The organism is Erwinia sp. 1181_3, from assembly GCF_052824965.1.
In genome coordinates, this window is record NZ_VTDE01000001.1 from 623668 (window position 1) to 648840 (window position 25173).

General features: G+C 52.9%; 17 protein-coding genes. 4 read left to right on the top strand and 13 right to left on the bottom strand.

Annotation, left to right across the window (positions count from 1 at the left end; all coding sequences use genetic code 11):
* Nucleotides 1-136 precede the first annotated feature (136 nt).
* From FY046_RS02900 to wbaP, 9 genes are all read right to left on the bottom strand, one after another.
* Nucleotides 137-2353 carry a phage tailspike protein gene (locus FY046_RS02900; RefSeq protein ID WP_339506712.1) on the bottom strand — a complete coding sequence of 739 codons (2217 nt, stop codon included), beginning with the start codon at nt 2351-2353 and terminating at the stop codon, nt 137-139.
* 89 nt (nt 2354-2442) lie between these two features.
* Nucleotides 2443-3477, bottom strand: a complete 1035-nt coding sequence (locus FY046_RS02905) for a glycosyltransferase family 4 protein (RefSeq protein WP_133841531.1) — start codon at nt 3475-3477, stop codon at nt 2443-2445.
* Between the two features lie 18 nt (nt 3478-3495).
* On the bottom strand, nt 3496-4248 hold the full coding sequence (locus FY046_RS02910; RefSeq protein ID WP_259151500.1) for a glycosyltransferase family 2 protein: 753 nt from the start codon (nt 4246-4248) through the stop codon (nt 3496-3498).
* Nucleotides 4249-4531: 283 nt separating this feature from the next.
* Nucleotides 4532-5656: an EpsG family protein gene (locus FY046_RS02915; RefSeq protein WP_133841529.1), complete on the bottom strand. Its 1125-nt coding sequence runs from the start codon at nt 5654-5656 to the stop codon at nt 4532-4534.
* A gap of 36 nt (nt 5657-5692) precedes the next feature.
* Nucleotides 5693-6598 carry a glycosyltransferase family 2 protein gene (locus FY046_RS02920; RefSeq protein WP_446185735.1) on the bottom strand — a complete coding sequence of 302 codons (906 nt, stop codon included), beginning with the start codon at nt 6596-6598 and terminating at the stop codon, nt 5693-5695.
* 89 nt (nt 6599-6687) lie between these two features.
* Complete coding sequence (gene wzc, locus FY046_RS02925; RefSeq protein WP_133841527.1) at nt 6688-8868, bottom strand: tyrosine-protein kinase Wzc; 2181 nt, start codon at nt 8866-8868, stop codon at nt 6688-6690.
* Nucleotides 8869-8879: 11 nt separating this feature from the next.
* Nucleotides 8880-9314, bottom strand: a complete 435-nt coding sequence (locus tag FY046_RS02930) for an arsenate reductase/protein-tyrosine-phosphatase family protein (protein WP_133841526.1) — start codon at nt 9312-9314, stop codon at nt 8880-8882.
* A 15-nt stretch (nt 9315-9329) separates the two neighbouring features.
* On the bottom strand, nt 9330-10463 hold the full coding sequence (locus tag FY046_RS02935; RefSeq protein WP_133841525.1) for a polysaccharide export protein: 1134 nt from the start codon (nt 10461-10463) through the stop codon (nt 9330-9332).
* 115 nt (nt 10464-10578) lie between these two features.
* Nucleotides 10579-12012, bottom strand: a complete 1434-nt coding sequence (wbaP, locus tag FY046_RS02940) for an undecaprenyl-phosphate galactose phosphotransferase WbaP (protein ID WP_133841524.1) — start codon at nt 12010-12012, stop codon at nt 10579-10581.
* An 813-nt stretch (nt 12013-12825) separates the two neighbouring features.
* Between wbaP and FY046_RS02945 the strand changes: the two genes are divergently transcribed.
* Complete coding sequence (locus FY046_RS02945) at nt 12826-14391, top strand: TerC family protein (RefSeq protein ID WP_133841523.1); 1566 nt, start codon at nt 12826-12828, stop codon at nt 14389-14391.
* Between the two features lie 48 nt (nt 14392-14439).
* On the opposite strand, the gene asmA is transcribed toward FY046_RS02945, so the two are convergent.
* The 3 genes from asmA to udk all read right to left on the bottom strand — a co-directional run bounded on the left by asmA (nt 14440) and on the right by udk (nt 17764).
* On the bottom strand, nt 14440-16287 hold the full coding sequence (gene asmA, locus FY046_RS02950) for an outer membrane assembly protein AsmA (RefSeq protein WP_446185736.1): 1848 nt from the start codon (nt 16285-16287) through the stop codon (nt 14440-14442).
* Between the two features lie 229 nt (nt 16288-16516).
* Complete coding sequence (gene dcd, locus FY046_RS02955; protein WP_133841521.1) at nt 16517-17098, bottom strand: dCTP deaminase; 582 nt, start codon at nt 17096-17098, stop codon at nt 16517-16519.
* 24 nt (nt 17099-17122) lie between these two features.
* Nucleotides 17123-17764, bottom strand: a complete 642-nt coding sequence (udk, locus tag FY046_RS02960) for a uridine kinase (protein ID WP_339458102.1) — start codon at nt 17762-17764, stop codon at nt 17123-17125.
* Nucleotides 17765-18035: 271 nt separating this feature from the next.
* Here udk and FY046_RS02965 point away from each other — a divergent pair, with 271 nt between their 5' ends.
* Both FY046_RS02965 and FY046_RS02970 read left to right on the top strand, forming a co-directional pair.
* Complete coding sequence (locus tag FY046_RS02965; protein WP_446185737.1) at nt 18036-18665, top strand: phosphatase PAP2 family protein; 630 nt, start codon at nt 18036-18038, stop codon at nt 18663-18665.
* Nucleotides 18666-18824: 159 nt separating this feature from the next.
* Nucleotides 18825-22163 (top strand): diguanylate cyclase, encoded by a 3339-nt coding sequence (locus FY046_RS02970; RefSeq protein ID WP_446185738.1) that lies wholly within the window; start codon nt 18825-18827, stop codon nt 22161-22163.
* 22 nt (nt 22164-22185) lie between these two features.
* Here the strand turns inward: FY046_RS02970 and FY046_RS02975 are convergent, their stop codons facing one another.
* Nucleotides 22186-23601, bottom strand: coding sequence for a hypothetical protein (locus FY046_RS02975; RefSeq protein ID WP_159336327.1), 1416 nt, complete (start codon nt 23599-23601; stop codon nt 22186-22188).
* Between the two features lie 188 nt (nt 23602-23789).
* Here FY046_RS02975 and yegD point away from each other — a divergent pair, with 188 nt between their 5' ends.
* A complete protein-coding gene (gene yegD, locus FY046_RS02980) occupies nt 23790-25142 on the top strand; it encodes a molecular chaperone (RefSeq protein ID WP_133841517.1) in 1353 nt (450 codons plus the stop codon).
* The last annotated feature ends 31 nt before the right edge of the window (nt 25143-25173 follow it).

The following is a 25173-nucleotide window of genomic DNA, read 5'->3' on the forward strand; positions in this document are numbered from 1 at the left end:
CAGAAAAATTTTTGTAATTTTTACAGGCTAACGCCCATCAATGCAGCTGAATCGTTTAAAACAGGCTGCCTGTCCTGCCCGAGGAAAAACAGCCTGATAACTCTGAAATTGCCTGGTCTTAACGGAAAACCGACACTTATTTCAGTGAAAAGTACGGGATGGCGACCTGGCGGCCATTCAGCACGATAGAAACAAAGCCTTCCGGGTGATCCGTATTGACCTGGTCGGCGGTGAGTGGACGGGAAGCCATCAGCAAATCACCCGCCTCATTCGCGCCGATTCCGGCCTTGCCGTTATGCAAGCTGAAACGCTGACTTGCGCGGCTGACATCCTTGCCCGAGGGGGCGTTGCCAAATGCCATTTTGCTGTCGAAACGTGCGCAGCGGCCGGTCTTAAAGCGATCTTTTGCGGTGGTTTTGATCAACACTCCGGCCGACGCCACCCAGCCATCGATTTTGACAAACACCCGCACATCGGTGTCGTGCGGTGTCACAATCATCACATCCAGCACCGGGCTGGCCCCTTCGGCATGCCAGGATGCTTCAAACTTGTGGGTTTTCCGTTGCAGGCTGACAATCGCCCTTCCGCCGGTGGTTTTGTCCCCCACCACTTTGTTGAGCGGCGCATTGCCGCTGCCGTTGCTGAAGGAGGACTGGCCGAAGATTTCAATCTCCCAGGCATCGCCGACATCCGGGGTATAGATATTGCCCAGCTCCACCCACTTCTGCTGGTCGCTGTTGTTTTCGATGCGAAAACGTGAGGTCAGGTAGTTGTATTTCATACTGCCATCAACCGCCACGCCGTAAGACTCCACGCGCGTGGAACCGCGTTCCCAGGCGCCCAGCCACTCGCCTTCCGCCAGCGAATTATCAATCCAGCTACCGGCCTGAAGATTGGTCTGACGCATATTGAGACGCGAGTTGTGCGCAATCAGCGGGTTTTTACAGGTTTCCAGGCTCAGCGCATCAATGATCCACTGCCCGTTCGAGATATCACCGGGGAATTCGGTGTGTTCAATCCAGCCGTTGTGGATCAGCGACTGACCGCAGCGTTGCAGGTTCAGCACCTTACCGTCGGTGCAGTATTGTGCATTAAAGTTAGACAGCTCGATGGCCGTGCTGTGATCCCACTTACCCTTAGGTGCATTGGACCAGACAGACTTGATCACGTCGCCGCTACAGCGCAGCGCATACCACTGATCAATTTTGCAGTCGAGGGTATCCATCAGGCTAATCGCCGTGCCGCCAACGCGAACAAACCGCAGGCAGGCGCCACGGAAATACTGGCCGCCTTCGCATTGGTTATCGAAGAAGCCCTGCTTGTTCGGCTGGGTGTCGGTGCGACCGTTAAATTGCAGGTTGCTGACTTCCACCCAGCGGGTGTTGACCTTGAAAATGAAGTCAGAATCGCCGTTGGAGACGATGGTGGTGGCCGGGAAATAGCCAAAGTTCACCATCGCACCGGAGACGCGGAAGAAACGCGTCTGCTGCTGCGAGAAATCACAGGCGCTGACGAAGAAGGTGCCCGCCGGGAATTGCAGGCAGATCTGCTGGTTCGCATCCTGCGCCCACTGATACATCGCTTTGATCGCCGGAGCACTGTCCGTTTTACCATCGGCAATCGCACCGAAGTCAAACAAGGTCAGACGGTTGAAGTCCTCCACCACGCGGCGCCAGTGGTAATCCGCACCGGAGGAGATCGTTACCCCTCCGTCGTCTTTGGCGGCTTCCAGTGTGCCAACGAACTCACCGCCGCCCACTTCCAGCCCCTCATGCCAGCTTTTCAGCTTAATTTTTGCACCACTAAACAGCGGGCGCGTTTTACGCAGATCGTCAACCGAAGGAATTTCACCAATCAGCTGATACCCGGCAGGTTGCGCCAGACGCTGGCTAAAATTATTCGCGCCACGGGTTACATCCGGAATATTAAACAGCGTGTTTCCGGCATCATCGACCACCGCCATAGAGTGCGAAGGATCGGCAATCAGTGCTGCATTGTCAGCGATAAACTGCTCAAAGTTGCCCTTATTCAAGGCAACGGGCTGCTGTACCTGTGACAGTTTGCCCGAGGCATCGCGCAGATAGAGATTAATCAGATTTCCGGATTGGGTCGGGTCCGTACCCGCTTTACCGATAAACAGTTTACCGTTGAAATTCTTCCAGAACTGGTCTGGCATGGTGTAGACATTCTCTGGCGTCAGAATCGGCACATCGCCTTTCGGCAGCTCACCGGGTGTAATCCCTTTTAACGCCAGAGAAGGATCGCTTTTCGCCGCCGCCGCACTGGAAATAGAGCTGACAGAGAGTCCGGCAAGAATCGACGAGAACGCCGTGAGTAATTCTCTTCTTTTCATTGGTGTTATCCCATGGTCAATTTTTTGGAGCCTGCAAAGCAGGCAGGAAACGGATGTCCAGAGATACTCAATTGGAACCTGAAGCGCCCTTACACCAGGGACAGCCAGCTCTCTTTAATCACGCGGCCGTCAAATTTAAGGGCCGTGGTTTGGGTACTGGCGCTCATCGCATAGAACAGGTCATCGTCATGAGCGAGCTGGTTCATACTGGCAATGAAATGGGCTTTGTCGTTCATCGCCACCAGGAAACCATCCTGCTGATGATTAATAATTTCCTGCGGCCCGGTCGGGCAATCGTACGCGACAACAGGCAGTGACCAGGACTTGGCTTCCAGCAACACCAATGGCAGACCTTCATAGCGCGACGTCATCAGCGCCATATCGCTGTCGCGGTAGTAGTCGTTGATATTACTCACCCGGCCAACGAAATTAACGCTGTCGCTGATGTTCAGCTTTGCTGCCTGCGCGATCAGTTCATCTTTCAGCTCACCGTCACCGGCAATCACCAGCGTCCAGTCAGGATTGCTGGCAACAAAGCCCTGCCAGACATCCAGCAACAGGTCGAAACCTTTTTGATGATCCAGACGTCCGACCGCCAGCGCCTGATAGTGCCGCGTTGTGCGCTGAAGATTTTTGTACACCACAGGATTGGGGATGGTTTTGCTGGCGATATTCCAGCCGTTGAACACCTGATGATCTTTATCGGTCAGTACGATCACGCGGTCGTAATAACGCAGCATCAGGTACTTGAGGAGTTTGATCGGTTTACTGAAGGAGTTAATCGCCACATGTTCACAGGCATAGACGCGGGCGGTTTTCTTTTTGAGGGTCATCATGCTGTAGAGCGCAAACATCACGCTCAGGCGCCCCATGCTGATCAGAAACACCGCGTCAAACTGCTGCTGCTGAATCTGCTTCACGGCGGCCTTAAGCGGATTTTTTTCGCCAGCGAAGCTGACGATCTGCTGTACCTGGCTGAAAGGATAAAACGGTTCTCCCGACCCTTCCAGTGAATAGATGGTCACCTCATGCTGCTCACCGAAGCACTCTGACATGAAGTTACAGATATTCTCAGTTCCGGCATAGGAATACGCATCCTTGATGACCAGTACGATTCTTTTCATTATTTCAGCCACCTCAGATCAGCGATGTTTTAAGGTAAACAACACGCCATTAACCATGTACCAGACGTAGTAGTAATAAACCTTCAGCGGGTTATTTTTATAAATGTACTTGAGTAAATCGAGGTGCCATTTCGCTGCTTTATTTTTATTACGCGACAGGGAGTCCCCCATTTCATAATAGGTCACCAGATTTTTATCAATCACCCGCGCCTGCTTGTACTGCTCGAACAGCTCATAGAGGAAGAGAAAGTCTTCATGCCCTTTCTTCTTAAACAGCACCTGACGCGCCGGGCGACGATAGCAGACAGAAGAGAAGCAGATACGGAACTGCTTTTTAACGAAGTTATCCTTCAGCAACACAGGGTTACCGTAACGGACCTCGTAGGATTTCGTGCGTGACTGATAGTGATAATGACTGATCACCAGGTCATCACCGGCCGCCAGGCAGGCGGTTTGCAACATCAGCTTATTGCTGGCCCACTCATCGTCACTGTCGAGGAAGGCAATAAACGGCTCCGTCGCGGCTTTTAATCCCACGTTGCGTGTTTCTGCTGCACCGAGGTTGACGTCATTGCTGAGAAGAGTAATCCGCGGGTCAGTACAATGCTGCTGCACAAATTCCAGTGAGTCATCGGTGGATTTATCATTAATCAGATAGATCCGCCAGTCGGTATACGTTTGATCAATCACCGACTGCACCGCACGCAAAACGGTCGCGCGCGCATTGTACATCGGGATAATAATCCCTACCGTGCCGATTTGATTATTCATCTGATACCCTATTTTTATTACGGGTCAGGCATGCCTGACCCCTACGAAATATATCTGTCGAAGATTACGGACCAGGCAGGCCTGACCCCTACGAAATATATCTGTCGAAGATTACGGACCAGGCAGGCCTGCCCCCTACGAAATACATCTGTCGAAGATTACGGACCAGGCAGGCCTGCCCCCTACGAAATACATCTGTCGAAGATTACGGGTCAGGCATGCCTGACCCCTACGAAATATATCTGGGGAAACGTAGGGGCGAGGCACGCCTCGCCCGCTGGCGTTAAAAAAGACGGAATAACGGTGCAATGCTGTAACCATTGATGGACTGCACTGACAGAATGGTGTTGTACGCCAGATAATAAGAGGTCATGGCAAACAGCAGCCCAAAGTTAAGCAGCGTGTGACGGATACGCATCATCAAAAACGCCAGCAATAACGGTTCACAGTGCAGGAACAGGTTCCCGACTCGTCCACCGATAATGGAGAAGTCCGAGAAAATGATACGCACGGCGGCACCGGCCGAGTAAGCGATAAACAGAATGTAGGCAATACGGTCTTCTTCTTTAATCGGACGGTTAAAATAAACCACGGTAAAGAAGGCAATAAAGGCGATGTTTTTTAAGTTCGCCAGACCAAAGACCGGTGAGGCGGCATCAAATACCGTCCCGCTATAGCCCATCGCTCGGTCCCCGATCACCGGAACAATCCCCAGTGAGTCCAGGAACAGCTTTTTCCCGCCGATCAGCCCCAGCGGGATCGCCGCCAGTACCATCGCAATACCAAAGTATTTACGCTCACGCAGGAACAGGAACGGTAACACCATCAGTACCGCATAGCCGGTTGAGTGTGACTGGGTGCTGAACGCCAGAAAAACAAACGCCAGAAAATATTTACGCCCGGCGGCCGAACAGATGCAGGCCACCGCGAAGGCGCTGGAAAGCCCGAAACGAATCTGGTTCATATCCTTGTTGATGAACAGGTGCGCTGAGTAGAGGCACAGCGAACAGAGGATCAACGGTGAATACTTCTTAAAAATCCAGGCATTGGTTGATACGGCAATAAAACTGATGAACAGCAGGAAAAAGTAGCTTTCATGGGTGAACCACGACAATATCCATGCCAGTAACATAAACAGGTTTTCGTAACGGTAAATATCCGCCACGGTTTCATAACCACTGATACTCGACTGACGGGAAAAATCGTAGAAGAAACCCAGATACTGCCAGTCATCAATACCGGAGTTGGGGCCCCTGAAGCCCGCAAACATAATCAACGCCACCACCGCGATAAAGAAGAAGTAGGTGGTCACGCGCTTCATTTTTGGCTCATTCGCCTGGTTAATCGTCGCCAGTTCAAAGAAACATAAAATCAGAATGCTGTAACTGACTATCCAATATATTGCCATAGTGTTTCCCACCCAATTATTATTCTTCTGCTCACGTTACTTCCCTCCGAGTTTTGCCCGAAGTTTGTCTTTCACACGATTGAGGAAGTAAGTGCGGTTATCTTTATTGGTTAAGAAAAAGTAGCGGGCAAAGCTGAGGCTGGCCTGGAACGACTTACCGTCCATCTTATAACGCAGCGGCAGTTTGTACGCTTTATAGGTGTGAACATCACGCCGGGTGAGATACGGCTTCATGTTGTCGAGCCAGAAGAAGGAATACTTCACCGACTCGCCTTTATGTTTAGAACCAAATTTGGTGACCAGATGGTAGTTGGCTAGCGGCTGGTCAATCATCACAAACTCGTAGCCGAGTTTGTCAGCACGGATGCAGAAGTCGTAGTCCTGGTGACGGATATACTTCTGATCAAAGCGGATATCCTGCGCGTATTCACGTTTCAGCACAATGGTGCTGGTCTGGATAAAGCCATAGCAGCCAAACAGATACTCGGCCACGGTTTCATGGCGCCCCACCTGCTGCAATGGCAACACCTTCAGGAACTGCCCATCCTGAATAATATTGACCTGGCTGTAAATCACGAACTTCTGCTTGCCCTGCCCTTCCAACTGATGAATCAGCTTCAGGGTCTCAATCAGCTTGTCTTTGTGCCACTCATCATCCGCATCAAGGAAGCTGATGTAATCGCCCGTTGCCAGTTCGATACCTTTGTTACGCGCACCGGAGCCGTTCAGTTTTTCCTGCGACAGCACCAGATTAATCTTCAGCTGGCGGTAACGCTCTGACTGCACCAGTTCGGCCAGCTTATCGGCGTCAGCCGATTTATCATCAACGATGATCACTTCGAAATTCTGGTAACTCTGCGCCGCCACACAATCCAGCGTGGTTACAATAGATTCGGATGCATTATATGCAGGAATGACGATCGAAAAGAAAATATCCTTCATTACCAGGCACCTTTTAAACGGTTACAAACAAACACTCACCAGAAAAAAAGGAACCTTTACCCTTTCGGTATAAAGGTTCCTCAGGGATATTAGCTCTTTGCATCCTGCTTATAGCTGTAGTCGTAATAGTCATAGCCGTAACCATAGGCATTAGCTGACTTACGTACTACGGCGTTGAGGATCACCCCTTTAATATCGATACCGTTCTGGGCGAAACGTTTGTAGCTGATTTCCACTTCCTTAAGGGTGTTGGTTTCGAAACGCGCCACCATCAGGGAGGTTCCCGCCAGCTTGCCGATAATAGACGCATCGGTCACAGCCAGAATCGGTGGGGTATCAATTAACACCAGGTCATAGTGCTGACTGGCCCAGTCAAGCAGCTCATTCATGCGGCTGTGCATCAGTAGCTCAGACGGGTTAGGCGGCACCTGACCACGCGCAATAAAATCAAAACCGTAATCACCGCGCTGGATCAGATCCGGGGTAAAGGGTGTCTTACCGGACAGAATGTTCGACAGACCCGTTTTACTGTCAGCACCCAGCAAATCATGGGTGTAACCGCGACGCATATCGCCATCGATAAACAACACTTTCTGACCGGCTTTCGCCACCAGCGTTGCCAGGTTAGAACAGATAAAGGTTTTACCTATTCCCGGGCTGGCACCGGTAATCATCAGAATGTTGTTTTTCGCTTCCATCATGGCGAAGTGCAGGCTGGTGCGCAGGCTGCGGATTGCTTCGATGGAGAGATCCGTTGGATTGCCCAGTGCCAGCAGCGTGTTGTGCGGGTCTGTTTTACCTTTCAGGTTACGTTTCGCCAGTGCTTCGGCATCTTTCTTACGCTGCCATTCGGAAAGCGGTACGCTGGCATACACGCTCAGGCCCAGCTCTTCCAGCTGTTCAGGGTTATCAATGCCATGATGGAACAGGGCTTTCAGCAGCACCAGACCCACCGATACCACCAGGCCTGCCACCAGACTGGCCAGAATCAGTAACAGTTTTTTCGGTGCGACCGGCGTACCAGCGGTTTCCGCATGGTCGATGATGCGAACATCACCTACGGTGCTGGCCTTACTGATGCTCAGTTCCTGCTGACGATTCAGCAGTTGCATGTAGATTTCCTGCCCTGCCTGCACATCACGCGTTAAACGCACAATTTCCTGCTGAGTCTGCGGCATCTGGCTGATTTTGCCGTTCAGCTTTTTCTGCTCACCTTCCAGCGTGGCGCGTTTTTCCAGCAGGGCGCGGTAGGTCGGGTGATCTTTCTTGAACAACTGTGACACTTCCGCTTCACGGAAAGTCAGTTCGTTCAGCTGTGTCTGAATGCTGACAGAAGAGTCGAGCGCAGACTTCGCTTCCAGCGACACATCGACGGAGTCATTCTGGCGACGGAAGGTATTCAGCTTGTCTTCTGCGACATCCAGTTTGCTGCGAACATCAGGCAGCTGGTTCTTCAGGAAGGCCAGACTCTTCTCGGCTTCTTCAGATTTGCGCTCAACGTTCTGATACAGATAGTTATTAATCACCTGGTTCAGCACCTGGCTGATCAATACTGGATCTTCACCGGTATAGGTCAGGCCCAGCACGCCGGTGTCCTTGCCCATATCCGCAACGGTCAGGTTGTTGTAGATCAGTTTGATGGCCTGCAGGTCACTCAGTTTAGACACGGTGAAGCTGGTGCCTTCTTCTGCCTGAATGTCGCTGACCAGCATGGTGACATCGCCGTGCTGTTCAAACTGGCCGACTTTACCTTTAAACAGCTCATCGCCGTCTTTGCTGACGGTGTAGCTGTCCGGCCCATCGACTTCGACCGTTAGCTGGCGTTTATCCCAGATAGCCGGCACTTTCAAGCGAGAAATGGCTATCTGCTGCGGCTTATTGCCCATCATGCGTGACAGGCCTTTACCGATCACCGGGAAATAATCCTCCTGCACCAGCACATCAAGGCCGAGATCTGCCACCGTTTTCCCCAGCACCATACGTGAGGTAACAATTTGCACTTCAGTCGCTGACGCAGGTTGTGCATTGGGCATCATCTGCGACAGGTCATTCAACACGGTGTTGGCATTTTTCTGCTCAACCTGCACCATGGCATCCGCGCTGTAAATCGGCGTGGCGAACAGGCTGTAAAGCGTGCCCATCAACATAAATAACGCCGTAACCGCAACGATTATCCAGCGATGGTCAATGAACTGTCCCACAAGATGCGCCAGATCGAACCCGTTTGAATCGTCTTGAGGCGCTGACGGTGCCTTACTTTTTATTTTCATGGAAGTCCCAACTATCGGCTTAATGCGTTGACCCATTTCTGGGCAGCGTTTTCAAGGATTCCGTACACGGCCTCAAAGGCATCGCGGCTTTTCTTATACGGGTCGGCGATTTCCTGCTGATTGATCCAGTGTCCAAACAGCATGGTTTTGCCACGTACGGAAGGGTTGATGCGGCAGACCTGGTCGACATGTTTTTTTTCCATCACCAGGATCAAATCGTAATCCCGGCACATGCCCGACGTGAGTTGCTGTGCCACATGCCCTTGCAGTGACACACCATTTTCACCGGCCACGCTGCTGGCAGTGTCGTCAGCAGCGTGGCCGACCATGGCCCCCAATCCCGCGGATGCGATATTCTTCTCAGGTAGTGCGGATTTCAGCAGTCGTTCCCCGGTGGGGGAACGGCAGATATTTCCGATACAAACAACTAAGATTGAATTAATCATAATGTTTCCCGGCGGTTACCAGTTATGAAGCGTCTGCACGGTACGTGTCGCATCGTAAACACCGCTGATGGTCGGAACGAGCTGTGAAATCACGCGGTTCCAACGGGTGAGCGGCGTAGAAGTGACATAAACGATGTCATAAGGTTCTAACTGGAACTCGGTACCCATTACCATCGCGGCGGCATCTTTAGTATTGAGCTGATAGATGTTGGCGATTTTGCTGCGGTTAGGTCCTTTAGTTGGACGAATCACGAAGACACCCGTTGCATCAGCAGCGGCCTGATCCATGCCCTGAGCATTACCCAGCGCTTCCGACAGCGTCATGCCGCTGCGGTCCATTTTCAGTGTGGCCTGCTGTTTCACTTCACCCATAACGAACACTTTGAGGTCGTCATTACGCGGCACATAAAGAATGTCGCCAGGGTACAACAAATGGTTTTGCGACAGGTCACCGTTCTTCATCAGCGCCTGTAATGAAATAGGCTGCTCGCGGCCGTTGTGCGTCAGCACTACGTTTCGCCAGTCGGCGTTGGCGGTTAACCCGCCCGCGGCGTTGACGGCATCAAGAATGGTCAACGGCACGTTGGTGATCGGCTGCTGGCCAGACGTCGTCACTTCACCGGTCACATAGGTTTTCTGTGATTTAAATGAGGCAATGCTGACATCGACCTGCGGGCTTTCAATGTACTGGGACAGGCGGCGGGCGATCTCATCACGGATTTCCTGCACCGTGCGACCCGCTACACGCACTTTTCCGATATACGGATAGAAGATCGTGCCATCGGAATGGACCCAGTTACCGGTGTCGCTGGCGCTACGATACTGACCAGATGGGGTTGTCAGTTCCGGGTGATCCCAGACGGTCACCGTCAGAACATCACCGACCCCGATACGATACTCATAAGCCTGCAACTCGCGCTGCAGCGCTTCATTCGCCTGTGCCACAACCGGTTTTGGTCGCATGCGTTCAACCAGGCCCGGCGTCAGCGGGAAGACATTAACGTATTTGTCGATGTCAAAATCACTGTCCTGTTGCTTGACAACATCTTTACCCGTGGTGGAAAGGTGGCTGCCCGGCTCGATGGTACAGCCGGAAAGGAACGCTGCTGAGACCAGCAGGGGTATCAATTTAGTTTTGATTTTAATCATCTGGTTTATCGCTATCAGTAATTTGAATGTGAATGGCGAGACCGCCGCTGTGTAGCGTCTAAAAGTTGCTAATACTGCAAATCAGGTACTTATTTGTAAGGCCCCCTGCTTTGTTTTAATAAGCCCCATCCCGTTTCAGAACCACACCGACGGTTTTGAACAAGATGGCGATATCGTTCCACAGTGACCAGTTTTTCACGTACCAGGAGTCGAAGTAGACGCGCGTTTCGTAATCAACATCATTACGTCCGCTCACCTGCCACAATCCGGTCATGCCTGGTTTAGCCATATAGTAGTAATCCACATCACCCGCATAGCGTTCCAGTTCGGCTTCAATCACCGGACGTGGCCCCACCAGACTCATTTCACCGCGCACGACATTCCATAACTGCGGTAATTCATCAAGGCTGGTTTTACGGATAAAATGTCCAACGCGGGTAATGCGCGGGTCATTTTTCAGCTTAAAGTCTTTATCCCACTCTTCACGCGCTGCCGGGTCAGTGCGCAGCACCTCTTCGAGCACCTCTTTCGAATTCACCACCATGGAGCGGAACTTCAGACATTTAAATTTGCGGCCTTTGAAGCCAACGCGTTCATGACCATAAATAGGGGCACCACCGTCGCGGGAAACCATAAATATCAGCGCCGCTAATGCAGGCAACAGCATAGTGATAATCCCCAGCGCGCCAACGATATCGAAGGTGCGTTTCAGGAAGCGCGAGGTGCGCTTGGCGAGATTGTTGTTCACGCGCAGAATCATCACTTCATGGCTAAAGATGTATGCCATATCTGTGCCATAAAGTGGCACACCACGCAGTGAAGGGATGACGGATACTGAACGGCAGTTATGTTTGGCCAGATTCTTCAGCCACAGATCGCGTGACTGGCTCTGCTCATATTCCACTGCCACGATAAACTGCGTTTCGCTGTTCACCATTGCCCACAGCGTCTGCTCGTCTTTCACAACCGGGATACCGAAGAGTTCATGAGCGGGCTGGCTGCCATCGACATCAAAGAAAGCCACCACATCAAAGCCCATCACTTCTTCGCTTTGCAGCGCCTGATACGCTTCTTCGGCATTTTTACCACTGCCTAAAATAATCGACTGCTTTTTCCACAGATTGTTTCGATTAAGCACGCGTTTCACAACGGCACGTCCCACCGGGATCATCACCATCGCCAGCAACCAGGTTAATACCCAAATCCAACGGGACAATTCCCATTTAGATAATGCGCTGATTGAAAGTGCAATAATCGAAAATACTAAGACGGTTCTGAAGACTTCTTTTAACTCAAACCAGAAGGGTTTGCGGTAAGTGTAATGGCGTAATCTCACCCAGAACCATCCCACACAAACAACAGAAAGGAGAATATGTGTAACAATAGTCAATTTGAAATCGATGGCAGGTATATCCGACAGAATATCACCTGGAAAACTATTAATGAGCAGAATGGCCACAGCCAGTGCCGCATTAAAACAGATGAGATCTGAGAGAGCCAATGACAGTTTTATTAACAACCCTTTAAAGGTAAATTCAATATCGCGCATAGTTAACTCGTAATTTTTATCTTAGGAAGCCTGTGTTTTATTGGTCTCTGACCTGGTGAGATGAGTATTTAATCAACACATCAGTTATTACACAGGAAACTTATTTAGGGAGTCTGACAAAAAGGTCATCGTAGCTGGCATAGCGGCTAGAGATTTTGGCAAGAAAATCAACATGAACGTTTACTGTTCCGCGGCGCTTCCTGAACAGTCTCAAGACTCGTCAGGACACGCTACCGCCCCTGGCTTGTAGCTGCCAATGCGCTGTAATGTTGCCATTTCATGTTGTTCACCTGCCATTTTAAGCGTCAGGTTTTAGCGTTTTTATCGACGGAAATGCGTCATCATTCACATAAATCAACATTTAATCCGTCAGTACTGCGCTAAATACAACATCCACGCAGACATTCAGTAACACGTTGCTATACTAGTTATAACTGGCCTGTTTACAAGAGGCTCCCCTCGCCCGTACCTTCTTTTAGGAATAAGACTACGTTGCTGCTGCGTCAGTACCACTCATTGCCCTACTCCTCTCACAGTAAAATTAAGATTAATTCCCTGTCGAAAACTAAGAATAATCCTACTTCCGTGTATTCAGGTTATAAGTATTACTCTTTAATCAATCTGGCCCTATACGATTAATCCTGAAAAGAAACAGTTTAAGAATTTCGGTAACCGATGGTTATTAATCCGCCGATAAGGTTGATTTATGGTCCATCCCCGAAGCCATAAAGACAATACGCCCGGATTACAGGTTGAAATGGTGGCGATTCCGACTCATCATTGATGATCTCATATGCTGTTCAGGTGAAAACAATGTTCGAATGGATCGCCGACCCGTCAATCTGGGCCGGCCTGGTCACGCTAGTCCTGCTGGAACTGGTCCTGGGTATTGATAACCTGGTGTTTATAGCCATCCTGGCTGAAAAGCTTCCCCCCGCACTGCGCGACCGTGCTCGCGTCACCGGCCTGATGCTGGCTCTGCTGATGCGCCTTGGCCTGTTGGCTTCGATCTCCTGGCTGTCATCACTGACCGATGCCCTGTTTAGCGTCAACGGTCACGGTTTTAGTGCACGCGATCTGATCATGCTAGTCGGCGGCGTCTTCCTGCTGTTTAAAGCCACAATGGAGTTGAACGAGCGTCTGGAAGGTAAGGATGGAGAAGAAGGCCCGCAAAAACGTGGCGCACGCTTTTGGCCTGTGGTGGCACAGATTGTGGTGCTGGATGCGGTGTTCTCGCTGGATTCAGTGATCACCGCGGTAGGTATGGTTGACCACCTCGCTGTGATGATGGCAGCGGTGATTATTGCCATCTTCCTGATGCTGCTGGCCAGTAAGCCTCTAACCCGTTTCGTTAACGGCCACCCGACCATTATCATTCTCTGCCTCAGCTTCCTGCTGATGATCGGCTTCAGCCTGATAGCCGATGGTTTTGGCTACCATATTCCTAAAGGGTACCTGTACGCTGCCATCGGTTTCTCAGTGATTATTGAAGCCCTGAACCAGCTGGCACAGTTTAACCGCCGTCGTTTCCTCTCTGCAAAATCGCCGCTGCGTAAACGCACCGCAGAAGCGGTACTGAGGCTACTGCGCGGCCACCACGAGCAGGCTGAACTGGATGCGGAAACCTCATCACTGATTGCCGATAATGCCGGGCGCAAAGCCATCTTCAACAAGCAGGAGCGCATGATGATTGCTCGCGTGCTGGCCATGGGCCAGCGCAGCGTTCGCAGCATCATGACCTCACGTCATGATATTGAGCATATTGACCTGGCCGAGTCGCCGGAAAAAATCATGGCGCTGCTGGACAATAATCAGCACACACGACTGATCATTACCGAAAACAGCGATGAACCGCTCGGTGTGGTACACGTTATTGATCTGTTGAAGCAGGCCCTGCATGGCAATGACCTTGATCTGCGCGCGCTAATCCGCCAGCCATTGGTTTTCCCTGAGCAACTTGCCCTGCTGCCCGCGCTGGAACAATTCCGTACCGCCCGTACCCATTTTGCGTTTGTCGTCGACGAGTTTGGATCGGTTGAAGGCATTGTGACGCTGAGTGATGTGATGGAAACCATCGCCGGCAACCTGCCAAATGAAGGGGAGAAGATTGATCCGCGCTACGACATTCAACAGAATGCTGACGGCAGCTGGACGGCAAATGGCCATATGCCACTCGACGATCTGGCCATGCATCTGCCGCTGGTACTGGATGAGAAGCGCGAATACCTCACGCTGGCAGGATTACTGATGGAACATTTGCAGCGCATACCGCAGGAAGGGGAAGAGGTTCAGGTGGGAGATTATCTGTTCCGGACGTTACAGGTTGAGAGTCATCGGGTACAGAAGGTGCTGATTATCCCGCAGAATGAGGCCGGATAATGTCAGCCAATGTCGGGGTCGATCCTGTTCCCATCGACCCCGACAACATTACAAACCTTTCAGCAATCTATTCATATCGTCTTTGTTGTTGCTATCCGGGTTACGTTCAATCCACTGCTGCAGACGCTGACGGGCTTCGTCACGTAACTGGTCACGCAGAACCTGATCCACTCTTAGATTGTAGTTAATCGCCGACCACGGACCAAAGATGTGTAACGGCACTGGCGTTTGTTGCAGACGTTGCACCAGCGTACTGTCACCAACCCACCCTTGCGTCACCGTCACGCCAAAGCGAATATCCAGCGTTCTTTTCACCACATCAATGATGCCAGCGCCGGTATAGTTCAACTGATCGGAACGGGCATCCAGGCGACCAAAATTAAACACGCCATTATTGAGTGCCAGCCGCCCCTGGATTTGTTGCAGGTTGGGTTGGTTCTCCTCATTCTGGCCGCGTACTTTGGTGCTGTTATTCTCCACCGCTCGCTGGATCAATTGCTGGAAGTTAAGACCGGCAAACTGCGCGTCCCGAATACTCAGGTCCGCACTGCCCTGCCACTGTCGCTTAACAGCGTCGACAGTCAGCCCCTCACCGTGAAAGTCCCCTTTGAGCGAAAGTGCACCACTGACGTTGTTTGGCAATTCAAACCCTTTCAACAACGGCGTCAGTGCAAAATGCTTCAGGTCTGGCTGGAGTGCCACTTTGGTCTGTGCGCTACGCACATCAATCGTACCTGGCAGAGAGAAACTGCCTTCAGCGGCCTGGCCCCTGAAGGTGTTCACCGTCAGTAACCCCCCTTCACTGGCGGCGTCCAACTGCACATTGTTCATCTGCAGCCCGCGCCAGTTGAGTTTGTCGGCCACCAGGGAGAGCTGACCGTCCATCGCATTGAGAGGGGAATCGGCATTATCATACTCTGGTAACGCAGCAATCACCGGTGCAGGGCCGGTACGCTGTTCAGCCCCAGAGGCGCCCCCCGCAGAAACGGGGTTCAGGCCCAGTAAGGCATCCAGATCGAGACTGGCCGCGTGCAGACTGGCAACCACCTGGGGGCGCGTCCCCAGGGAACCTGACACCGTGCCAGTGAGCTGACTGTCATTGGCACTGAGGCTGATATCTTCAAGACTGAACTGACGGGTTGGTGACGTCCATTGGGCTTTCATCCGGGCGCTGCCTTTCACGCCGTCCTGAGGAAGATTAGCCCCTTTGAGTTGGTAATCGAACTGATTGATGACCGCGCCGATGTGTCGTGGATAATCGGTAATATCCAGATCGCTGTCCATGCTCACCTGCAACTCGCGCTGGTCACGGTTTATACGGCTGCTCAGCGTGATGTGCGCACGGCGAGGCTGCGTCTGATCCAGCGCCAGATTAAAATCACGCACGTTCAGTTGTTCACCATTAGCTTGCTGCCAAACCAGCAGGCTGTCAGCAATGCGCAGATGGGAAATATCGAACTTCCAGCCATGCGTTACGTCACTGACGGAAGCAGTGTTACCTTTATCGACGGGACCGATAGGTGCATCGGCAGGACGCTGGCTTTCGCTGTCCTGCGTCAGGCGCACAACGGCACCTTTCAGCATCACCTGCTTGACGGAAAGCTGATGGGAAAGTAGCGGCAACAGATCGACGTCAAGCCGCATATTTTGCGCACTGACAACGGGCTGTGCGGCACCCGGCGCGGTCAGGGTCACCGGCCCGGAAAGAATGCTGAGCTGCGGCCAGACGTGCCAGCGCAGATCGCCATTGAGCGCCAGTTGGTAGCCATTACGCTGCTCCACCTGGCGAATCATATAGGCGCGAAAATCATTAGGATTAACCAGCACGACCAGCGCGGTCATACCCGCCACCATCACCACCAGTAGAATGGCGAGGGTCGTTATAAATCTTTTCATGCCTCTCCTTAACCCTTCATCTTTCCGCTCACAGCGGTGTTGGCTGCCTTCCCTCACCCCAGTCACTGACTGATGTAAGCTCCTGGGGATTCGCTCAGTTGCCGCCTTGCTGCAAGCTGAAATCTAAAGGGTTTCATCACTCTTCTTTCCGCTCACAGCGGTATTGGCTGCCTTTCCTCACCCCTGTCACAGACTGATAGTGCAGGCTCAGCTTGAATGATGCCGGGTATCAGTCTTTATCAATACGGCTGGCATCCGCACCCTGCTGCCCTTTGTACTTGGCATCCTGGCGGCTGTTATAAGGACGCGCGGCCGGCCCCGACAGCGGCTCAAAGCTCAGTGCGCCAATCAGCATGCCAGGGCGCAGTGCTAATGGCAGTTTACCTGAATTATAGAACTCCAGCACAATCCGGCCCTGCCAGCCCGGATCAATACGGTGAGCGGTCACGTGAACCATCAGCCCAAGGCGCGCCAGCGAAGAGCGACCGTCCAGCCAGCCCACAAGGTCGTCGGGGATGGTCACCGACTCCAGCGTCACCGCCAGCGCCAGTTCACCCGGATGCAGATAGAAGGCATCACCTTCTGGCAGCACAATTTCATCGCTCATCACGCGTTCCAGCGCCGCGCTGACTTCGTCTTTCGGTCCGCTTAAATCAATAAAAGGAGCAGTATGACCGCGAAAAGTGCGGAACTGATTGCCCAGACGGACATCAACGGTGGCACCATTGATACGTTCAACCGGTGGGCGAGGATCAATGCCCAGTTTGCCATTATCGAGCCAGGCTTCTATATCGCGGTCACATAATCTCATGGAGCACTCCAACAGACGCTTCGATTACTCGAAGAACTGATTAATTTTCGCTTTAAGGATATCAATGGCAATACGGTTTTTGCCGCCACGCGGCACAATGATGTCAGCGTATTGTTTTGAAGGTTCGATAAATTGCAGGAACATCGGGCGCACCGTCTTCTGATACTGTGCCATCACCGAATCCATTGAGCGCCCACGTTCGTTCACATCGCGTTTCATACGACGCATCAAACAGATGTCCAGCGGGGTATCAACGAAAATAGAGAAGTTCATCTCCTGACGCAGTCGGGCATCCGTCAGTAGCAAAATCCCCTCAAGGATAATCACTTTTTTCGGCTTAAGGCAGAGGGTTTGCTGGGTGCGGGTATGTTCCACATAGCTGTATACGGGGAGCTCAATCTCCTGACCGGCTTTCAGCATTTGCAAATGCTGCAACAGGAGATTGTGGTCCATAGCGCTGGGGTGGTCGTAGTTCGTCTTGACCCGCTCCTCCATAGTGAGGTGGCTCTGGTCTTTGTAGTAGGCATCCTCGGGGATGACACCAATATTTTCATCACCCACGCGATCGCGCACTTCACGATACAACGTACTGGCAATAAGACTTTTTCCCGAGGCCGAAGCGCCTGCGATACCTACGATGACGCACTGATGCGACTTGTCAGTCATATATTAAAGACCTGATTCTGAGACAATATAAGGGTAAGCATAACCCGGCAGATTTCGAGCCCCTCATGGGGCCTGCTGTTGACGCAGGCAAATAACGTCAATAAACCTGCCTGCGGCTCGAAATATGAAGGGCATAGCGGGCGCAATTATAGGGAGTTACCCCTGCTGATGCCAGCAAAAAGCGCCTGCAACTTTTTCAGACTTTCCCGTTAGGCGACAATCAGTTTCATCGTTAAACTGATGGACAGAAAAACAGTAAAAAGGAAACCGTGTGTCCTGGCATATTGTCCATATTTTGACCTATTTTGGCGACAGCATGTTGCTGATCCCCACTGCTGCCATTATGGCGTTACTCCTTCACCATAAAAGCGATAATAAACGCACCGCCTGGTACTGGTTGCTGGCCTTCTGCACCGCAGGCGCGGTGGTCAGCCTGTCGAAAATCGCCTTCCTGGGGTTTGGTATTGGCAGCGCTCGTTTCAATTTCACCGGTTTCAGTGGCCACAGCGCAATGTCTGCCACCCTCTGGCCGGTGATGCTCTGGCTGTTGAGCGCGCGTCTGCCAACAATCTGGCGTACCGCAGCGATCGCTATCGGCTATCTGATCCCGCTGATGGTCGGCATCTCGCGACTGGTATTAAATTATCACTCTGTCAGTGAAGTGGTCAGCGGATTGATCCTCGGCTTTACACTGAGCAGCGCCTTCCTGATCGGCCAGCGCCACACCCGCCCGCGCGGATTCTCCCTGTGGCAACTGAGTATTGCCCTGCTGGTGCCGCTGCTGCTGATTGGTCATGGCCGCATCGCCACCACCCAGCAGTTCCTGCAACGCCTGTCCGTGCAGATCGCCGGTATCGATCATGCCTGGACCCGTGAAGAGTTGCTCAAATTGCGCCAGTAATGGCGCAAAACTTCTCCCTGACGCGATATTGCCCCCCTTCAATCGTTCGAATAAGACGATCTTTTGATTGTGCATTTGCCGCTGAATCGTCTATTCCTTATGCTAGCATGGCATTAGTGATTGAGATTACGCCTATATCGGCGCCGCGCTGGATATGTAATGACGACAGAAACGTTACAACAAGTAGCCCTCTCCCGCCCACGTTGGGTCAACGGGCTGCTATTGGGATTACTGAGTTTTGTCGTCACCTTTTTCTGCCTTGAGCTGATAAAAGTCAGCGGGCAAATTTCCCCGCTGTGGTTTTCCACCGCCCTGATGACCATCGTGGTGTTCCGCAATCCTTCGCGCGATCTGCCCGTCCTTCTGATGAGCTGCGTGCTGGGTGTCACCTGCGCTAACGCCCTGGTGCTGGGCATGTCGTTCTCAAATCTAAAATTCCCCCTGGTTAACCTGCTACAGGCATTGATGGGAGGAATACTGCTTCGCCATCTGCTTGACCGACGTGCGCCGCTCAACTCCCTGTACAGCTGGTGCAAGATGGTCGTTTCCATCGGCCTGTTTACGCCACTGGCAGGCGGGTTGTTAGCCACCTGGATACTGGATATCAACGGCCATGCCTCATTTCGTTTTTTTACCACGTGGACGATTTCCGAGGTGATCGGCATGCTGGCTCTGGGGCCGGTTTGTCTGCTGTGGCAGCCTGATTATGTTCGCCGTCACTTACGCCAGCATGTCTTGTTTGAAACGCTGCTGACTCTGGTCATCACGTTGTCCCTGTGCTGGGTAACGCTGAGCTATGCCCCCTGGCCGTTCACTTTTGTCATTGTGATCTTGTTCTACAGTGCGGTGCGGCTGCCCCGCTTTGAAGCCTTTGTTATCTATCTCGCGACCATTTCCATGATGTCGCTGATGCTGGCGCTTCACCTCATCCCAACGGACAAAACCAGTGCACAGCTGCTCTCCTCTATGCCATGGGTGCCTTTCCTGCTGGCGCTGATCCCCAGCCATATGATGACGCTGGTGATGCATTCGTTCCGCGAAGAGCGCAAACATATTTCTGAAAGCGAGACCCGTTTCCGTCACGCAATGGAATATTCAGCCATCGGTATGGCACTGGTCTCCATCCGCGGTCAGTGGATGCAGGCCAATAAAGCCCTGTGCCGACTGCTGGGGTATACGCCCGAGGAACTCTATGCGATGAACTTTCAGCAGTTGACGCATCCAGACGATCTTGATGCAGATCTGGTTCAGTTACGGACCCTGCTGGCAGGGGATATTGAAAGTTACAGCATGGAGAAGCGCTATTTCAGTAAGAACGGGCAAACCCTTTGGGCACTGCTGGCCGTCTCGCTGGTTCGTGATAATGAGCAGCAGCCGCTCTACTTTATTGCGCAAATTGAAGATATTACCGAGTTGAAGAAAACCGCGAAGGTCAATCAGCAGTTGATGGAACGCATCACCCTGGCGAATGAAGCTGGCGGTATCGGCGTGTGGGAGTGGGACCTGCAAAGCGGAACCATGAACTGGGATAAGCGCATGTTCCAGATTTACCAACTCCCCACCCATGCGCAGGCGACCTATCTGACCTGGGCAAACAGCCTGCACCCTGCCGACCGCGATGAGGCCATCACCACTTTCGACAACGCGATTAAGAATGCCACGCCCGTCGATATTGAATTTCGCATTGAGACCGACATCGGCATCCGCCATATCCGCGCGCAGTGCAGTATCGTGCTGGATGAAAAAGGCAACGTCGAACGTATGCTGGGCATCAATCAGGATATGACCCCGCTGCGCCAGTTAACCGATGCGCTCTATGAAGAGAAAGAACGCATGCATATTACTCTCGATGCTATCGGTGAAGCCGTGATCAGCACCGATGAAGAGATGCGCGTTATCTTTATGAACCCGGTGGCGGAAAAAATGAGCGGATGGCTGCAACATCAGGCATCGGGTCAACATATCAGCAATATTCTGCATATCACTCACGGCAGCCAGGGTCCCGAGCGTGAAAATCTGCTGCTGTGCGACTTACCCCAGCAAAAAATACCGGGCGATCTTGATGCCGAACTGGTGCTGCATAACCGTTCCGGCGAACAGTTCGCCATACATTACAGTCTGTCGCCACTGAAAACGCTGACCGGAGAAAATATCGGTAGCGTGATGGTCATTCAGGACGTCAGCGAATCACGTGCGATGCTTAAGCGTCTGAGCTACAGCGCCTCTCACGATATGCTGACCCGCCTTCCCAATCGCGTCAGTTTCGAACATCAGTTAAAACGTCTTATCCTCTCTTGCACAGAACAGCAGCAACATGTGCTGGTCTTTATTGACCTCGACCGTTTTAAAGCGGTCAACGATACCGCGGGCCATGCAGCGGGTGACGCATTGTTACGTGAAGTCTCTGGCGTGATGCAGCAGCATCTGCGCGCTAGCGATTTCCTGGCCCGCCTGGGGGGTGACGAATTCGGTGCATTATTGCCAGATTGCTCACTGGAACAGGCCAGTGAGGTAATCGACCGTATTGTTCACGCCGTGAACGATTATGGTTTCCTGTGGGAGGGCCGTTTGCATCATGTTGGTGCCAGCGCAGGTCTGACGCTTATCAGCCCGGAGAATGCCAGCGCCAGTGAACTGATGGCACAGGCCGATCTCGCCTGCTATCACGCCAAAAATAACGGACGCGGCCAGCTTTCCGTGTATGAAAGCCACCTGCTGAAGCGCCTGAAACCCGTAATGAGTCGCATTGAAAACGAACAAATCATCGCTCAGCAGCCGATGCGGCTGCACGTCTGGGCCGCCGCACCGCCTGGGAAAATTCATGCCACCAGCTTCTATCTGGCGGAGATGCAATTGTTTACACCGGAGGGACAAGAGATTGATGAGGCCAGCTTCCGCGCCGGGTTACAGGATGGTGATCTGTTTGTGGCTCTTGACCGTAAACTGATTAGAGAGTTTTTCCAGCATTATGCGCAGGGTGCGCTGAGCAAAGGGTTAACGCTGGCGCTACCGGTTTCAGGTTTTGGTTTACGTGATCCGCACTTTATCAACGAGACACTCGCACAGTTTGCACGCTACGACGTTCCGGCCAACCTTATCTGGTTCGCGATCAACGCCGATGTACTGAGCCAGCATGATGTCGTACTGCACCAGAATATTGCCCGTCTGCGCGCCACGGGAAGCCGTATTGTACTGCGCAATTTTGGCCGTAATCTTGATGCGTTTAACCAGCTACCGGCCGAGGAGATCGACTATCTGATCCTCGCCAGTGAGCTGGTCGCCAACGTTCACTGCAACCTGATGGACGAAATGATGGTGTCGATCATTCACGGCCACGCCCAGCGTCTGGGGATCAGCACCCTCGCCGGGCCAGTAGAACTGCCGGTGGCACTGAATACGCTGTCGAACATTGGGATTGATGTCGTCTGGGGTGAGGTGATTGCGCCACGCCAGCCGCTGTCGACACTGCTGCTCAACAGCTACTTCGCGATAAAATAACCCCCTCACCGCAATGCAGGTGTTATTGACCGCCAGGCTGACGCAGGCAGGACTCACTGACCCAGCGCCGGACCAGGCTGTCCTGCACCGAATCAGTTAACAGCTCTGCGCTGGCCGACATCAACGGGCCACAGGGCAATCCTGCCTTGCGCATAACGGCCAGCGTCTCGGGCCCATCTTCATAACGAAAAACCGCCAGCATCTGTTGAGGCGATAAGGTCACCCCCTGGGCGATCGCACTGGCCAGCACCTGCTGTAACACGCTGGGTGACTCTTCACGGAAACGCCAGTTGCCACGGGATTCATCAATCAACGTATTGGTCATTGCGCCCTTCCCGTCACGGGGAGAGGGTTCCTGGTAATGATCCCAGACGATTAATTTGCTGTTCAGCAGCGCGGTGCGGGTGGCTGGCGGGGCATATTTGATCATCCACGCCATCAGGTTCAGGTGACGCCCTTCCCCATCAGACAATGTTTGTTCCAGCTGTGTCGGCTGCTCACGCAGTGCGGCCATCAGCGTTTGCGTGTCCTCATTGAGCGCCAGCAGTGCCAGCCGCCAGAGCCCTTCCGGCGCGGGCAGATACTTCAGTAAGAAATTTGCGCTCTGACCGTTGCCGTTAAAAATCGCACGGGTCAGGTAAGAGGCGGCGCGCTTGTCACGCGGGTGAATCCAGTCCGGGCGTGCCGCCAGTAACAGCGCCATGCTGTCATAAAACTGCTGCTGTTCTGCCTCACCCGCTGGCGGGTCCTGGCGCAGATCGCGCAGCGGGTCGTAATCGAAGGATAATGACTGAATCTGCGCCGGGGTGAGCACCGACAGGAACAGCTTCAGCGCCACCGTATTATGGCTTTCGATGGCATTGCTTAACGCGCTATAGCCATTTTCACCTTTATCCAGCGGTGAGAGGCCACGACGGATAAAATAGCGCAGCGTCTGTTCAGGATACTCTTTTGCCGCAGCCCGATAGAACAGCTCGCGCGCACTCTCATCCGAAAGCCTGTCCAGCTGCGAACGAGCCCCCTGCTCCAGAAGTACCAAATTATGCTGCATCTGCTGTTCGTGGCGTTTCCAGGCCATCGTGCTTTGATTGGAGGGATTAAAATAGAAGGCGGCAGCCAGGACAATAAACAGCAGCCAGCTGGTCACCAGCGCAGGGATGGGCGGTGTGCCCCGGCGCTGCCAGCGTGCCAGAAATAGCGTCAGCCAGGTTATCAGCGTGACCAGCCACATGAGAATTTCGCTGGAGAACTCCACCACCTTCAGGCCACCCGGCCAGAGTATCAAGGCAATCATCAGGGATTGAGGCAACAACGCGCCCAGTAATACCCATCGTGACCGGGCTCGCTGTGATAACACCACGGTAAAGATGGCCGTAACGGCAAGCATCAGTGGTGCAAGCATCAATGCCAGTAATAATATCAGTACAGACCAGTCCATTTATTTCTCCCTGCCCCCCGGCCAAACGGCAAGGCGGTGATTCCATGTGAAGGGCGTGATTCTATACAAAGCAGGCAAATATACCCAAAATAATTCGAGTCCCCGCGTGCGGCCTCATCTTGTCGCTTGCACCGCCAACGCTCTCAAGCTAAAGTCGCCCCCTTTTTTCACACTCAGCGGAGGAAACGATGTTTATCGGTTTCGACTACGGTACGGCAAACTGCTCTATTGCCATCATGGAAAACGGCGCACCTAAGCTGCTGCCGTTAGAGCAGAGCTCGCCTTATTTACCCTCAATGCTGTGTGCGCCAACCCGTGATGCGGTCAGCGAATGGCTGTTCCGTCATCACCAGGTACCGACCCCGCAGGCAGAAAACCAGGCGCTGTTACGTCGCGCGCTGGCTTTTAACCGCGAAGAAGATATTGAGGTTCTGCCTGCCAGCGTCAAATTTGGCCTTGCCTCACTGGCACAGTATATGGATGACCCGGAAGACGTGTGGTTTGTGAAATCACCCAAATCTTTCCTCGGAGCCAGTGGACTAAAACCACAGCAGGTCGCCTTCTTTGAAGACCTGGTGTGCGCCACCATGCTGCATATCCGTCAAACAGCAGAAAGCACCCTGAATGACAGCGTCACCCAGGCGGTGATTGGCCGTCCGGTTAACTTCCAGGGACTGGGCGGCGATGAGGCCAACCAACAGGCTGAAGGCATCCTGGCGCGCGCGGCCAGCCGTGCCGGCTTCCAGGATGTGATCTTCCAGTTTGAACCAGTCGCCGCGGGTCTGGACTTTGAAGCCACGCTGACAAAAGAAACGCGTGTGCTGGTCGTGGATATCGGCGGGGGAACCACCGACTGCTCTATGCTGCTGATGGGGCCGCAGTGGCACGATAAAGCCGATCGTGGCGACAGCCTGCTGGGCCACAGTGGCTGCCGCGTCGGCGGGAACGATCTGGATATCATGCTGGCCTTTAAAGAACTGATGCCACTGCTCGGTCTGGGTGGCGAAACCGTGAAAGGTACCGGACTTCCGGCCCTGCCGTGGTGGAATGCCGTTGCCATCAACGACGTTCCTGCACAGAGCGACTTCTATGCCACAGCATCGCGTAAGCAGTTGCAGGATCTGATCCGTGACGCGGCCGAACCAGAAAAAGTGCAGCGCCTGCTGAAAGTGTGGCAACAACGTCTGAGCTATCGTCTGGTGCGGGCAGCGGAAGAGAGCAAAATTGCGCTGTCAGATCGTGATGAGGTGATGACGGCCATGCACTTTATTGATAATGGGCTGGAAACCGAAATCAGTGTGGCGGGCCTTCAGGCGGCGATCAGTCAGCCGCTGGAACGTATCCAGGAGCAGGTGACGCTGGCGCTGAACACCAGTGGCACACGTCCTGACGTGATTTATCTGACGGGTGGCAGCGCCCGCTCGCCAGTACTGCGTGCGGCACTGCAACAGCAATTACCGGATATTCCGCTGGCAAGCGGAGATGACTTCGGTTCCGTAACGGCGGGCCTGGCGCGCTGGGCGCAGGTGATGTTCCGGTAACGAAGCAACCGGGCGAGGCATGCCTCGCCCC